This is a genomic window from Shinella zoogloeoides, assembly GCF_022682305.1.
Lineage (GTDB): Bacteria > Pseudomonadota > Alphaproteobacteria > Rhizobiales > Rhizobiaceae > Shinella > Shinella zoogloeoides_B.
In genome coordinates this window covers 1,379,219-1,392,012 of record NZ_CP093528.1, presented here as the reverse complement: position 1 = coordinate 1,392,012, position 12,794 = coordinate 1,379,219, and the positions used below count along the sequence as shown (strand labels likewise).

Here is a 12,794-nt window from a genome sequence, read left to right as displayed (position 1 = left end):
GGTTGCGTGGTGCGGTCCGGGCGCCCGGCTAAAGGCCGCCTTCCCTTCCACGCGATCGGCGGAAACTTCCGCCACCAACCCTCACGAGGAGGATTGGATTTCGAAACAGCAACGCCCGGAAGGCGCCGCCGAAATCAGATTTTCTCGACCTGAGCGTATTCCAGCTCGACCGGGGTGGCGCGACCGAAGATCGACACTTCCACCTTGAGGCGCGAACGCTCCTCGTCGACGTCCTGGACGATACCGTTGAACGAAGCGAACGGACCATCGGAAACGCGAACCTGCTCGCCGATCTCGAACGAGACGGAGGGCTTCGGACGATCGACACCGTCCTGAACCTGCGACAGGATGCGCTCGGCCTCACTGTCCGGGATCGGAACCGGCTTGTTGTCGGAACCGAGGAAGCCCGTGACCTTCGGCGTATTCTTGATGAGGTGGTACGCCTCGTCCGTCAGGTTCGCCCGCACCAGCACGTAGCCGGGGAAGAACTTGCGCTCGGAGTCGACCTTGCGGCCACGACGCACCTCGACAACCTTTTCGGTCGGCACGAGGATCTTTTCGAACAGGTGATCAAGACCCTTCTGGCGAGCCTTGTTCTCGATGTCCTCAGCGACCTTCTTCTCGAAATTCGAATAGGCGTGGACGATGTACCAACGGGAAGCCATGTTCATCTCCAACCAATCAGGCGCCGGCGTTCAGGACGAGGCCGATAAGCCAGCCCATCAACTGGTCCGCAGCAAAGAAGAACACCGCGGCAAGGAAGACCATGACAAAGACCATGACGGTCGAGATCATCGTCTCGCGCCGCGAGGGCCAAGTCACTTTCGCCGTCTCGGAGCGTACCTGCTTCAGAAACGCAATCGGATTCGTTTTCGATGCCATTGAATGTCCACGCCATTACGGCGCGTAAAGCTGAACTCTCAGCCCCACGCACCGCGTGTCTGTTTTGCCCTACATAAAGCCCGATTCCCTTTTTCACAAGAGGCAACCGGACTTTTAACGAATTTAGGCGGTGGAAGCCGCCACGCCATTTACGACCGTCGCTGCAAGTGGTCCGCGCTGTCCGGCAGGAAATGGCAGGGGCAGAGGGGCTCGAACCCCCGACCTGCGGTTTTGGAGACCGCCGCTCTACCAACTGAGCTATACCCCTAGTCGCCTGCCGCATCGGAAGCAAAGCACCCGTCACCGGCAAGGCATGGGGTCTTTACGGCGCTGGGGCGGACTTTGCAAGCCCGAAAAACGCATTTCTTACAACAAATCAGTGCTTATTCCGGCCAGCGCCCTGCCCCACCGGCGCAAGCGCCCGAAACGCAAAAGCCCCGCGGTTTCCCGCGGGGCTCTCTTCAGGTCAAGGACCCGAAATTACTCGACGATGGAGGCTACGATGCCTGCGCCGACGGTACGGCCGCCTTCGCGGATAGCGAAGCGCAGCTTTTCTTCCATCGCGATCGGAACGATCAGCTCGACGTCAACCGTGACGTTGTCGCCCGGCATGACCATTTCCGTGCCTTCCGGAAGCGTAACGATGCCCGTTACGTCCGTCGTGCGGAAGTAGAACTGCGGACGGTAGTTCGTGAAGAACGGCGTATGACGGCCGCCTTCTTCCTTCGTCAGGATGTAGGCTTCAGCCTTGAACTTCTTGTGCGGCTTGACCGAACCCGGCTTGCACAGGATCTGGCCACGCTCGACGCCGTCACGGTTAACACCGCGCAGCAGCGCACCGATGTTGTCGCCGGCCTGGCCCTGGTCGAGCAGCTTGCGGAACATTTCAACGCCCGTGCAGGTCGTCTTCGTCGTCGGACGGATGCCGACGATTTCGATTTCCTCACCAACCTTGACGATACCGCGCTCGACGCGGCCGGTCACAACCGTACCACGGCCCGAGATCGAGAACACGTCTTCGATCGGCATCAGGAACGGAAGGTCGATCGGACGCTCCGGCGTCGGGATGTAGTCGTCGACAGCGGCCATCAGGGCGCGGATCGCGTCTTCGCCGATTTCCTTGTTCGAGTCTTCCAGAGCGGCAAGAGCCGAACCCTTGACGATCGGAATGTCGTCGCCCGGGAATTCGTAGGACGACAGAAGTTCGCGGACTTCCAGCTCGACGAGTTCGAGAAGCTCGGCGTCGTCAACCTGGTCGACCTTGTTGAGGAACACGACGATAGCCGGAACGCCGACCTGGCGGGCGAGCAGGATGTGCTCGCGGGTCTGCGGCATCGGGCCGTCGGCAGCCGAAACGACGAGGATCGCGCCATCCATCTGGGCTGCGCCGGTGATCATGTTCTTGACGTAGTCGGCGTGGCCGGGGCAGTCGACGTGCGCATAGTGACGGTTGGCCGTCTCATACTCGACGTGTGCCGTCGAGATGGTGATGCCACGGGCCTTTTCTTCCGGGGCAGCGTCGATCTGGTCGTACGCCTTGAACTCGCCGAAGTACTTCGTGATCGCGGCGGTCGTCGACGTCTTGCCATGGTCAACGTGGCCGATCGTGCCGATGTTTACGTGAGGCTTGTTGCGCTCAAACTTACCTTTTGCCATGTCTTTTTCCTACTGAACGAAAGTTGGGCTAACCGGCCCGTCCGGTTTGGCAGGCGTTTAAGGCTTTCGCAACGAATGCGCAAGCCTTAAATGCACAATGAAATCCGCCGGAAACGAGCTGGGGCAAGCCGGATTTGCCATAAGTCGGGATGCCGAATCGGTTTTTCAAGGCAACGCCTTATGCCGGAATACAGCCCCGCCGCCCGGGCACGAAAAGCGACGGGACCAAACCGGCATATCCTGCCGGCAAGGCCTCCAAAACCGGCAATCGCCTCGAACCGGCGACCTACTGCGCCGCCAGAACGATTCCGGCCTTCTGGCAGAACGTCGTCGTCAACGCGGCCTTCTCATCATCGCTTCCGACCCCGGTCACGTCGAAGACCGGCTTCGGCGCAAGCGTCAGGACGCCCATGAAGGGCGCCGTGCCGACATAGCCGCAGACCGTTATCACGCCATCGGCCCGTTGCGTCGCGCTCATCGGGCCGAACGTCGCGGATGCCGGGTCCTTGAGGGAGGCCCGCACGCCGGCCTGGACGGTCTCGGTATCCGTCTGCGTCAGCGCATAGGCCGGCGTCGACGGCGTCACGTCTTTTGTTGCGGTCTGGCTGCAACCCGAAAGGGCCACCGCGAAGGCGACAACAATGCAGGATTTCACATTCATGATCCCCTCCCCATCGCTGAGAAAGATCATGAGACCAATTGAGGAAAGAGTCGAGCGGCTTCAGGATTCTCGCCGGAGCAGAGGAGCGCCACATACCGCAAACGGATGCGGCGAGACCGAACAACACATCAGTTTCAGGGGGCGACCGATGGAGCGGGTAGCGGGAATCGAACCCGCGTATTCAGCTTGGAAGGCTGCTGCTCTACCATTGAGCTATACCCGCGGGAGGTCTTGATCCGAGCAACGGAATGGTGGAGGGAGTTGGATTTGAACCAACGTAGGCTGAGCCAACGGATTTACAGTCCGTCCCCTTTAACCACTCGGGCATCCCTCCATATTCCGGCGGGATCAAGCGACCAGTATCGACCGTTCGGCTGTGCCCTGCGGCGGCGCCTTCGATCTGGCGCGGTATATGACGGGCACAATTCATCCTGTCAACACGACGTCACGGAAAAAATTGCGAAAAATGTCGTCATCCCCATGCCGGAGCCCAAGCGGCGGCATTCGCTTGCCGCCCGATTTTTCGCGGCTTGTGCAAAACCGCTGCACACTTTTGCGCGACATGCATTATAGAAGCGGCATGAGCAAAGACGATACCGGCGGCAAGTCCGCAAAAGACACCCATTACGCCAAGCTTCGCCGCGCGCATCGCGACCAGCGGCGCGAGCGCGGGGAGATCCCGACGCCCAAGGACGACCGCCGCCGCCGGCAGGCCGATGGCTGGAAGCCGCCGGCCGTCGCCCCCGACCAGGTCTTCCTTTATGGCCTGCATACGGTGCGCGCGGCGCTCGACAATCCCGAGCGCAGGATCGTCAAGCTTTCCGTGAGCCAGAACGCCGCCCAGCGGCTGGAGCTGCCGGATTTCTCCACCCTGCCCTATCCGGTCGAGACGGTGCTTCCCTCCGACCTCGACAAGGTGCTCGGCCCCGAGGCCATCCATCAGGGCGTGATGCTGGAAACACGGCCGCTGCCGGTGCGCCGGCTGGAGGCGTTGAAGGATTCGCCGCTCCTCCTCGTGCTCGACCAGGTCACCGACCCGCACAATGTCGGCGCCATCATGCGCTCGGCCGTCGCCTTCAACGCCGGCGCGGTCATCACCACGCAGCGCCATTCGCCGACCGAATCGGGCGTACTTGCGAAAACCGCCTCGGGCGCGCTGGAACTCATTCCCTATATCCAGATCACCAATCTCTCGGATGCGCTGGAAGAGTTGCACAAGCTCGGCTTCCAGACCGTCGGTCTCGATTCGGAAGGCCCCGCCCCGCTGGAAGGCACGCTTTCCGGCCAGCGCATCGCGCTCGTCATGGGGTCGGAGGGCAAAGGCCTGCGGCAGAAGACGCGCGCCACCTGCAAGGCCCTCGCCCGTCTCGACATGCCCGGCGCGATCAAGTCGCTCAACGTGTCGAATGCGGCCGCCATCGCGCTCTACGCCTCGCATCGCCACCTGTTCGGCTGAATCGTCGTCCTGAATGCGCAAAGGCCCGCCGGCTTCCACCGGCGGGCCTTTGCGTTGCGGGACGTGTCCCTTAGCTGGCGAGCTTCAGGCTGCCGCGGCCGGAGATGACGCGCTCGGCCTCCGAAATGGCCTCGACCTTCGAATCGGCGCTGAGATTCAGGCCTTCGGCGCGTACGATCTCGATATCCGTGATGCCGAGGAAGCCGAGCACAGTCTTCAGGTAGCTTTCCTGGTGATCCATGACGGCCGCCGGGCCCGCGCTGTAATGGCCGCCGCGGGTGGAGACGACGATCACCTTCTTGCCCTTGGCAAGCCCCTCCGGGCCTTCGGCCGTGTAGCGGAACGTCTTACCGGCGACGGCAACGCGATCGATCCAGGCCTTGAGCTGGCTCGGCAGGGAGAAGTTGTACATGGGCACGCCGAGGACGATGGTGTCGGCGGCGAGGAACTCGTCCAGCACGGCCTTGCTTTCCGCGACGTCGGCCGCGATCTGCGCGTCGACATCTTCAGGCGCGGCGTTGGCCGCCATCAGATGCGCGCCGGAAAGATGCGGCAGCGGGCTGGCGACGAGGTCGCGGTAGGCGACGGTCGCGCGGGGCTGCTCGGCCTTGATCTGGGCAGTGACAGCGGCGGTCAGGCGGCGGGAAACGGAATGGTCTCCGAGAATGCCGGAATCGATGTGAAGGAGGTTCATGGGTCAGCACCTTTGCTTGAAATTTGATGAAACCCATATGATCCGAAAACAATCACATGATTAGACGGCAAAAATCCAATTGACTGTTTCTTGATGGAAACAATAATCAGGAGACCATCGGAGAAAACGCCATGCAGGACCTGAACGATCTCGCGCTTTACGCCGCCGTGGTTCGGCACAAGGGCTTCACCGCGGCGGCGAATGCGCTGTCCGTGCCGAAATCGAAGATCAGCAAGCGCATCGCCGCACTGGAGGAGCAGCTCGGCGTGCGGCTCATCGAGCGCTCGACCCGCAAGCTCTCCATCACCGATATCGGCCAGTCCTTCTATGAGCGCTGCGAAGCGGTGCTGTCCGGCGTGGAGGCGGCGGAGGCCGTTGTCGCCGTCGCCAAGGCGGAGCCGGCCGGCACGGTGCGCATGTCCATGCCGCCCGGCTTCGCCCCCGTCGTTGCCGATATCCTGCCGGGCTTCATGCGGCGCTATCCGCTGGTGCGCCTCTCGATCCTCACCACCGGGCGGCCGGTCGACCTCATCGAGGAGCGGATAGACGTGGCGCTGCGCGTGCGCGACAGCTACGACACCGACCAGTCGCTGATCGTGCGCCGCTTCGGCGGCACCCGCCGCTACCTCGCGGCCAGCCCCCGTTTCCTGGAGCGTCACGGCCCCATCGACCTCGATACGATTGGCCGCGTGCCGACCCTGTCGATGCAGGAGAACAATCCACGCGCCATCTGGACACTGTTCCACACCAATGGCGAGGTGCACGACGTCTCCCATTCGCCGGTGCTGACCTGTTCCGACTTCACCGTTCTGGAACGGGCGACAATCGAGGGCGTGGGACTGGCGCTGCTGCCGGACATGATCGTCGAGCGCGGCTTCCGCGCCGGCCTGCTGACCCCGGTCCTGCCGGACTGGTCGAGCGCGGAATCGGCCGTCCACGCCGTCTTCACCTCGCGCCACGGCATGCTGCCGGCCGTACGCGCCCTCATCGACCATCTCGCAGAAAACCTGCCGCGCTCCATGGAACGCTGCCAGGAAATCGTCCCGCGAGGCGCCTCCGACAGCAACTGGTCGATCTGAGGCGGCCTTTTCGCTTTACAGCGGCGGAGAATATGCTAACTCCCTCGCAGAGTGCCCTTATAGCTCAGTTGGTAGAGCACCTGATTTGTAATCAGGGGGTCGCGAGTTCGAGTCTTGCTGGGGGCACCACTCTCTCCTCTTCGTCGCCGATTACCGGCCGGCGCGGCCATGTGTAGACAAAATCCCGAAATTCAATGGACTTGCGCTACCGCAGGGCGCACCATGGCCGTTACAGGACCGCGCCCGATTTTCCGGCGCAGCCCCTCCCTGTCGTGCGGGGTGCCCATGAGATATGTCATCGCCGTCTTTGCGATCGCCTGCGCCATCGTCTGGGATTTCACGCAGAACCACGGCGCGTATACCCAGGGAATTGCCGAAAGCCTGTCCCATTTCCTTCGAACCACATTCTGAGCCCGCCGCCAGCGCCCATCTCTTGACTCTTTCACCAGAATAGAACATATAGAGAACATTGGAGGTCGCGATCATGCAGAACGATACCCTGGAACGCGGACATGCCCTTCTGGAAGCCTGCCGGTCCTTGCGGGAGCGGCAGATGCAGAACCGCCTTGAGCTTCAGCGCAAGGCCGCGGCCGTCGCCAAGCCGCTCTATGTGCTTAAGAGCAAGAAGCAGCTCGAACTACGGCTTCAATGACACCATCCCGGCGCCGGGGTCTCCTTGCGCAGCCTCCATTGCCGTAGGCGGCGCTCTGCCCTATAGGCATGCTCAGCGCGCGGTTACGTAGCGGCGCGGCGATCATGCGGAGGAACGGACGTGGCGGCAGACAAGAACCCGGATGCCAGGAACCCGATTACCAAGATCACAGTGGAGAAGGACGCCAAGGGGCTCTATTTCTTCGCCCTCACCTATCGTGGCGTCACCTATCCGGTGAACGGTCCCTTCGCCAATCCGCTTCAGGCCGCGGCCGCCGGTCAGGCCGTGCTCAACCGCCTCGAGGCGCAGGAAAAGGCCCGCAAGGCTTGACGCAGGCGGCGAACGCCGCCGCCTTTTTGCATCGATGCCTCTGGTATTTTTCAGATGCATGGACCGTGAAGGCGTGCGACAAAGGCCAGCCCGCACCCGGCGGGGCTTTGCAGCGAGGATGCGGATCAGGGCATGACGCGTAACTTCACCTCCCTCTCCTTCGTCGCCTCGCAGGCGCCGGAAGCGCAGGAAGCGCGCAACGAGCTGATCGCCATCTACGGCAATGCCGATCCCGAGGAGGCCGACGTGATCGTCGCACTCGGCGGCGACGGCTTCATGCTTCAGACGCTGCACACGACGATGAATTCCGGCAAGCGCGTCTACGGCATGAATCGCGGCTCCATCGGCTTCCTGATGAATCGCTACGACACCAGGGACCTTCAGGCGCGCATCGAGACCGCGGTGGAAAACGCCTTCCGCCCGCTCGAAATGACCACGAGCGACGCCAGCGGCCAGGAACGCCGGGCGCTGGCCATCAACGAGGTCTATCTGTTCCGCCAGTCCTACCAGGCGGCCAAGCTGCGCGTCAGCGTGGACGGGCGTGTGAGGCTTGAGGAACTGATCTGCGACGGCCTGCTTTTGGCGACGCCGGCAGGTTCCACGGCCTACAATCTCTCCGCCCACGGCCCCATCCTGCCACTGGAGGCACCGCTTCTCGCCCTGACGCCCGTCAGCGCTTTCCGGCCCCGCCGCTGGCGCGGCGCACTGCTGCCGAACAAGGTGACGGTGGAGATCGAGGTGCTGGAGGCGGAAAAGCGGCCGGTCAATGCGGTGGCCGACAATACGGAGGTCAAGTCGGTGATCTCGGTGCGCATCGCCGAATCGGCCGGCCTCTCGGCGCGCATCCTTTCGGATCCCGATCATTCCTGGTCCGACCGGATTCTCGCCGAACAATTCGATTATTGAGGCGGCGACAGGTTCAGGACAGGAGTTCGTCATGAAACGGCATATGCTCGCCGCCGCCCTCGCCTTTCTCCTTTTCGCCGCGCCGGCTTCGGCCGAGGGCGATTCGCCGGTTGGCGAGACGATCACCTTCGTGGTCAGCACCGGCTTCTGGGAGGCGCCGGCCGAGGATGGCGACGCAGCAAAGCCGGAAACGACCACAGGCGGCCTGCGCCGCGGCTACTACAAGCTGATCGCCGTGCGCCAGCCGGACGGAACGGCCGCGATCCATCTCCAGCAGATCGAGGCGACCGCGACCGGCCCGAAGATCGCCTCCTCGGCGGTGCTGGAAGAGTTTTCAGCGATGAAACCCTATGTGACGGATATCCGCCCGGAGAACTCTTCGGGCGTCACCGCCCAGCCCGGTCTCTTCGCCACGGTCTATCTCAAGACCGATCCTAAGACCGTGGAGCCTGAAAGCTGGACGGTGCTGATCGACGACCTCGGCGCGGTCAAGGTGGAGCGCGCCACCAACTGAAAACGGGCGCCGAAGCGCCCGTCATCCATTCGATCCCTGCCGAACTCAGCTCAGGTCGTCCACCACCGCATCGGCGCCGCCATTGACGCGATGGGCGAGAGCGGCTTCCATGAACTCGTTCAGTTCGCCGTCGAGCACATCCGAGGGGGCCGTGCTTTCGACGCCCGTGCGCAGGTCCTTGACGAGCTGATAGGGCTGGAGGACGTAGGAGCGGATCTGGTGGCCCCAGCCGATATCCGTCTTGGAGGCGGCTTCGGCGTTGGCGGCGTCCTCACGTTTCTTCAGCTCCTGCTCGTAGAGGCGGGCGCGCAGCATGTCCCACGCCTTGGCGCGGTTCTTGTGCTGCGAACGCTCCTGCTGGCAGGCGACCACGATGCCGGTCGGGATGTGCGTGATGCGCACGGCCGAGTCGGTCGTGTTGACGTGCTGGCCGCCGGCGCCCGACGAACGGTAGGTGTCGATACGGCAATCGCTTTCGTTCACCTCGACGGTGATCGAATCGTCGACGACCGGATAGACCCAGATCGACGAGAACGAGGTGTGGCGCCGCGCATTGCTGTCATACGGCGAGATGCGCACGAGACGGTGCACGCCCGATTCCGTCTTCAGCCAGCCATAGGCGTTGTGGCCCTTGACGAGAAGCGTCGCGGACTTGATGCCTGCCTCTTCGCCGTCGTGGACTTCCAGCAGCTCCACCTTGTAGCCCGAGCGCTCGGCCCAGCGGGTATACATGCGCAGCAGCATGTTCGCCCAGTCCTGGCTTTCCGTGCCGCCGGCGCCGGAATGCACTTCGAGATAGGTATCGTTGGTGTCCGCCTCGCCCGAAAGCATGGCCTCGACCTGCTTGCGCGCGGCCTCGACCTTGACGGCCTTCAGCGCGTCCTCGGCATCCTTGACGACGGAATCGTCGCCCTCTTCCTCACCCATTTCGATGAGTTCGATATTGTCCCGGAGCTGCTGCTCGATGGCTCTTACGCCATTTATGCTCTCGTCCAGCTGCTGGCGCTCGCGCATCAGCTTCTGGGCTTCCTGGGCATCGTTCCAGAGGTTGGGATCCTCTGCCTTGTTGTTCAACCAGTCCAGTCGTCTTACCGCCTGATCCCAGTCAAAGATGCCTCCTCAGCAGGCTTATGGCCTGCTTGATTTCGTCGACGATATTCTCGATTTCCGCGCGCATGTCCGTTTCTTCGATGCTTCAGGTTTCGGTGGCCCCGAAATAGAGAGGGCGGGCGCGGATGTAAAGCCCCGCGCCCGCCCTCGAACAGGGATCGGATGGATCAGAACAGGCCGCCGCTGCCGCCCGTCACGGCCTGGTTGGCCTGCGGCGAGCTGTTCAGGATTTCCTCGGGGGTGGCATATTCGTCACCGCCGATGACCGAGAAGACGTCGGCCGGGCCGGTGCCGGGCTTGAAGGCTTCCATGATCGTGTCCGGATCGCCCTCATAGGCCTGCATGCCCGTCTTGCGGTTGACGGCGATGAACTGCATGCCTTCCGGCACGATGAACTTTGTCGGCCGCGTGCCCTCCACCGCAGCCTGCATGAACTCGTTGAAGATCGGCGCGGACAGCGAGCCGCCGGTGCCGCCGCGGCCAAGCGGGGCCGGACTGTCGAAGCCGATATAGAGACCCGCGACAAGGTCCGGCGTATAGCCGACGAACCAGGCGTCCTTCTCATCGTTGGTCGTGCCGGTCTTGCCGGCCGTCGGGCGGTCGAGCTTGATCTTGCCGGCGGCGGTGCCGCGCGTGACGACGCCTTCCATCATCGAGGTGATCTGGTAGGCGGTCATCGGGTCGAGCACCTGCTCGCGATTGTCGACCAGTTCCGGCTCCTGCTGGTTTTCCCAGTCGGTGGCGTTGCAGTTCTCGCAGGTGCGCTCTTCATGGCGGAAGATCGTCTTGCCGTAGCGGTCCTGGATGCGGTCGATCAGCGAGGGCTTGATCTGCTTGCCGCCATTGGCGAGCACGGCATAGGCCGAGACCATGCGCATCACCGTCGTCTCACCCGAGCCGAGCGACATGGCGAGCACCGGCAGCATCTTGTCGTAGATGCCGAAGCGCTCGGCATATTCTGCGACGAGGTTCATGCCCATGTCGTTGGCAAGGCGAACGGTCATCAGGTTGCGCGAGCGCTCGATGCCGAGACGCAGCGTCGACGGGCCGGCCGAGCCGCCGCCGTAGTTCTGCGGGCGCCAGACCTGGCCGCCGGCGACCATCTCGAACGGCGCGTCCATGACCACCGAGGCCGGCGTATAGCCGTTGTCGAGCGCGGCAGCATAGACGAAGGGCTTGAAGGAGGAACCCGGCTGGCGCATCGCCTGCGTGGCACGGTTGAATTCCGACTGGCCGTAGGAGAAGCCGCCGACCATGGCGAGCACGCGGCCGGTATGCGGGTCCATGGCGATGAGGCCGCCCTGCACCTTCGGCGGCTGGCGCAGGCGATAGGTACCGCCTTCCACCGGCTCGACATAGACGACATCGCCCGCACTGAGCACGCCGACCGGCGATTTCGCCGTCTTGCGATCACCCTTGGCGGAGCGGTAGGCCCAGGTCATCGCCTTGGCCTCGATGCGGCCCGTGACGCGCTCCTCGACGACCTTGCCGGAGGCTTCCTTGCTCGGTTGCAGGCCGATATCCGCGCCGCTGTCGTCGACGGCAAGCACGACGGCGAGCTTCCATTCCGGCACGTCGGAGAAGGCGTCGACCTTGGCCAGTTCCACGCCCCAGTCACCACCGATCTCGATGGTCTTGATCGGGCCGTGGAAGCCGCGGCGCTCGTCATAGCTTAGAAGACCGTGCTGCAGCGCCTTGCGGGCCGCGACCTGGATGCGCGGGTCGAGCGAGGTGCGCACCGAAAGGCCACCTTCGTAAAGCGCGTTGTCGCCGTAGCGCTCGATGATCTGGCGGCGGACTTCCTCGGAGAAGTAATCCGAGGCGAAGAGATAGGTGCCGCGGTGGCGCGGGGTCACGCCGAGCGGCTGGGCTTTCGCCTCCGCGCCGTCGCTCTGGGTGACGTAGCCGTTCTCCACCATGCGGTCGATGACCCAGTTGCGGCGCTCGATGGCCGCTTCCGCGCGGCGGAAGGGATGGTAGTTCGACGGCCCCTTCGGCAGGGCTGCAAGATAGGCGGTCTCGGCGATGGTCAGTTCGGTGACGGACTTGTCGAAATAGGTGAGCGCCGCGCCGGCGATGCCGTAGGAATTGAGGCCGAAGAAGATTTCGTTCAGGTAGAGTTCGAGGATGCGGTCCTTGGAATAGGCCTGCTCGATGCGGAAGGAGAGGATCGCTTCCTTGACCTTGCGGTCCATGGTCTGGTCGGAGGACAGGAGGAAGTTCTTCGCGACCTGCTGCGTGATGGTCGACGCGCCGACGGGGCGGCGGCCGGACCCCATGTTCTGCAGGTTGACCACGATGGCGCGGAAGAGGCCCGTCACGTCGACGCCGGGATGCTGGTAGAAATTCTTGTCTTCCGCCGAAAGGAAGGCGGCCTTCACGCGGTCCGGGATCGCCTGGATCGGCAGGTAGAGGCGGCGTTCGCGGGCATATTCGGCCATCAGCGCGCCGTTGCCGGCATGTACGCGCGTCGTCACCGGCGGCGCGTAGCTGTTGAGCACCTCATAATCGGGGAGATCCTTTGCGACACTTCCGAGATAGAGGGCAACCATTGCCGCCACGCCGAGAAAGAATACGGCGCCAATCCCGAAGAAATATCCAATCAGTCTGATCATGAGCCAGTTACCGGTGCCTTATGCTTATGAATTCATCGGACAGACCTGCTGCCCGGCCTGTGCCGCTCCGGCTGGATCCAGCCGCCGCGCCCTGCCCGTCGAAGACGACTCGTCCCCAGTTTCCGCTTCCGTCTAGCGATCGGATTGTGAGGAAAATAGGGCTTACAGCATGCCCGATGGCTTCGCTACCCGCACAATGGGCGGCGATGTCACTTTTCCGGCACAGGAAAGACTAGCAT

At 63.2% G+C, this 12,794-nt stretch carries 14 protein-coding genes and 4 tRNA genes; 8 read left to right on the top strand and 10 right to left on the bottom strand.

Annotated elements, in window-relative coordinates; all coding sequences use genetic code 11:
* Window positions 1-134 precede the first annotated feature (134 nt).
* The 7 genes from nusG to MOE34_RS07095 form a co-directional block, all read right to left on the bottom strand.
* The gene (gene nusG, locus MOE34_RS07125) at window positions 135-665 is read right to left on the bottom strand and encodes a transcription termination/antitermination protein NusG (RefSeq protein WP_119259257.1); all 531 of its coding nucleotides are present in this window, start codon (window positions 663-665) and stop codon (window positions 135-137) included.
* Window positions 666-681: 16 nt separating this feature from the next.
* Window positions 682-882 carry a preprotein translocase subunit SecE gene (secE, locus tag MOE34_RS07120; protein WP_160784691.1) on the bottom strand — a complete coding sequence of 67 codons (201 nt, stop codon included), beginning with the start codon at window positions 880-882 and terminating at the stop codon, window positions 682-684.
* Window positions 883-1,074: 192 nt separating this feature from the next.
* Window positions 1,075-1,150, bottom strand: a tRNA-Trp gene (locus MOE34_RS07115).
* Between the two features lie 212 nt (window positions 1,151-1,362).
* Window positions 1,363-2,538, bottom strand: a complete 1,176-nt coding sequence (gene tuf, locus MOE34_RS07110) for an elongation factor Tu (RefSeq protein ID WP_160784683.1) — start codon at window positions 2,536-2,538, stop codon at window positions 1,363-1,365.
* Between the two features lie 286 nt (window positions 2,539-2,824).
* Window positions 2,825-3,199, bottom strand: a complete 375-nt coding sequence (locus tag MOE34_RS07105) for a hypothetical protein (RefSeq protein WP_242222481.1) — start codon at window positions 3,197-3,199, stop codon at window positions 2,825-2,827.
* A gap of 149 nt (window positions 3,200-3,348) precedes the next feature.
* A tRNA-Gly gene (locus MOE34_RS07100) sits at window positions 3,349-3,422 on the bottom strand.
* Between the two features lie 26 nt (window positions 3,423-3,448).
* Window positions 3,449-3,533, bottom strand: a tRNA-Tyr gene (locus tag MOE34_RS07095).
* A gap of 246 nt (window positions 3,534-3,779) precedes the next feature.
* On the opposite strand from MOE34_RS07095, the gene rlmB reads away from it, so the two are divergent.
* The gene (gene rlmB, locus MOE34_RS07090; RefSeq protein WP_242222479.1) at window positions 3,780-4,655 is read left to right on the top strand and encodes a 23S rRNA (guanosine(2251)-2'-O)-methyltransferase RlmB; all 876 of its coding nucleotides are present in this window, start codon (window positions 3,780-3,782) and stop codon (window positions 4,653-4,655) included.
* A gap of 70 nt (window positions 4,656-4,725) precedes the next feature.
* Here rlmB and MOE34_RS07085 read toward each other — a convergent pair whose 3' ends face one another.
* Window positions 4,726-5,349 (bottom strand): FMN-dependent NADH-azoreductase, encoded by a 624-nt coding sequence (locus tag MOE34_RS07085; protein WP_242222476.1) that lies wholly within the window; start codon window positions 5,347-5,349, stop codon window positions 4,726-4,728.
* A gap of 131 nt (window positions 5,350-5,480) precedes the next feature.
* On the opposite strand from MOE34_RS07085, the gene MOE34_RS07080 reads away from it, so the two are divergent.
* From MOE34_RS07080 to MOE34_RS07055, 7 genes are all read left to right on the top strand, one after another.
* Window positions 5,481-6,428, top strand: a complete 948-nt coding sequence (locus MOE34_RS07080) for a LysR family transcriptional regulator (protein ID WP_242222474.1) — start codon at window positions 5,481-5,483, stop codon at window positions 6,426-6,428.
* A gap of 53 nt (window positions 6,429-6,481) precedes the next feature.
* A tRNA-Thr gene (locus tag MOE34_RS07075) sits at window positions 6,482-6,557 on the top strand.
* 156 nt (window positions 6,558-6,713) lie between these two features.
* Window positions 6,714-6,839, top strand: a complete 126-nt coding sequence (locus MOE34_RS25420) for a hypothetical protein (protein ID WP_277955660.1) — start codon at window positions 6,714-6,716, stop codon at window positions 6,837-6,839.
* Window positions 6,840-6,912: 73 nt separating this feature from the next.
* Complete coding sequence (locus MOE34_RS07070) at window positions 6,913-7,080, top strand: hypothetical protein (RefSeq protein WP_242222472.1); 168 nt, start codon at window positions 6,913-6,915, stop codon at window positions 7,078-7,080.
* Window positions 7,081-7,200: 120 nt separating this feature from the next.
* A complete protein-coding gene (locus MOE34_RS07065; RefSeq protein ID WP_242222470.1) occupies window positions 7,201-7,410 on the top strand; it encodes a hypothetical protein in 210 nt (69 codons plus the stop codon).
* 132 nt (window positions 7,411-7,542) lie between these two features.
* On the top strand, window positions 7,543-8,316 hold the full coding sequence (locus tag MOE34_RS07060; RefSeq protein ID WP_242222468.1) for an NAD kinase: 774 nt from the start codon (window positions 7,543-7,545) through the stop codon (window positions 8,314-8,316).
* 31 nt (window positions 8,317-8,347) lie between these two features.
* Window positions 8,348-8,830, top strand: a complete 483-nt coding sequence (locus MOE34_RS07055) for a hypothetical protein (protein ID WP_242222466.1) — start codon at window positions 8,348-8,350, stop codon at window positions 8,828-8,830.
* A gap of 45 nt (window positions 8,831-8,875) precedes the next feature.
* On the opposite strand, the gene prfB is transcribed toward MOE34_RS07055, so the two are convergent.
* Window positions 8,876-10,007, bottom strand: a protein-coding gene (gene prfB, locus MOE34_RS07050; protein WP_242222464.1) for a peptide chain release factor 2 whose coding sequence is annotated in 2 segments (ribosomal slippage) — window positions 8,876-9,937 and window positions 9,939-10,007 — 1,131 coding nt in all. Because the reading frame shifts where the segments join, the coding sequence is not laid out codon by codon here.
* Window positions 10,008-10,107: 100 nt separating this feature from the next.
* Complete coding sequence (locus MOE34_RS07045; protein WP_242222462.1) at window positions 10,108-12,555, bottom strand: penicillin-binding protein 1A; 2,448 nt, start codon at window positions 12,553-12,555, stop codon at window positions 10,108-10,110.
* Window positions 12,556-12,794: the final 239 nt, after the last annotated feature.

Bases quoted from the DNA above. Each gene is read 5' to 3' on its own strand.
- nusG (WP_119259257.1), bottom strand. From the start codon at position 665: ATGGCTTCCCGTTGGTACATCGTCCACGCCTATTCGAATTTCGAGAAG.
- secE (WP_160784691.1), bottom strand. From the start codon at position 882: ATGGCATCGAAAACGAATCCGATTGCGTTTCTGAAGCAGGTACGCTCC.
- tuf (WP_160784683.1), bottom strand. From the start codon at position 2,538: ATGGCAAAAGGTAAGTTTGAGCGCAACAAGCCTCACGTAAACATCGGC.
- MOE34_RS07105 (WP_242222481.1), bottom strand. From the start codon at position 3,199: ATGAATGTGAAATCCTGCATTGTTGTCGCCTTCGCGGTGGCCCTTTCG.
- rlmB (WP_242222479.1), top strand. From the start codon at position 3,780: ATGAGCAAAGACGATACCGGCGGCAAGTCCGCAAAAGACACCCATTAC.
- MOE34_RS07085 (WP_242222476.1), bottom strand. From the start codon at position 5,349: ATGAACCTCCTTCACATCGATTCCGGCATTCTCGGAGACCATTCCGTT.
- MOE34_RS07080 (WP_242222474.1), top strand. From the start codon at position 5,481: ATGCAGGACCTGAACGATCTCGCGCTTTACGCCGCCGTGGTTCGGCAC.
- MOE34_RS25420 (WP_277955660.1), top strand. From the start codon at position 6,714: ATGAGATATGTCATCGCCGTCTTTGCGATCGCCTGCGCCATCGTCTGG.
- MOE34_RS07070 (WP_242222472.1), top strand. From the start codon at position 6,913: ATGCAGAACGATACCCTGGAACGCGGACATGCCCTTCTGGAAGCCTGC.
- MOE34_RS07060 (WP_242222468.1), top strand. From the start codon at position 7,543: ATGACGCGTAACTTCACCTCCCTCTCCTTCGTCGCCTCGCAGGCGCCG.
- MOE34_RS07055 (WP_242222466.1), top strand. From the start codon at position 8,348: ATGAAACGGCATATGCTCGCCGCCGCCCTCGCCTTTCTCCTTTTCGCC.
- MOE34_RS07045 (WP_242222462.1), bottom strand. From the start codon at position 12,555: ATGATCAGACTGATTGGATATTTCTTCGGGATTGGCGCCGTATTCTTT.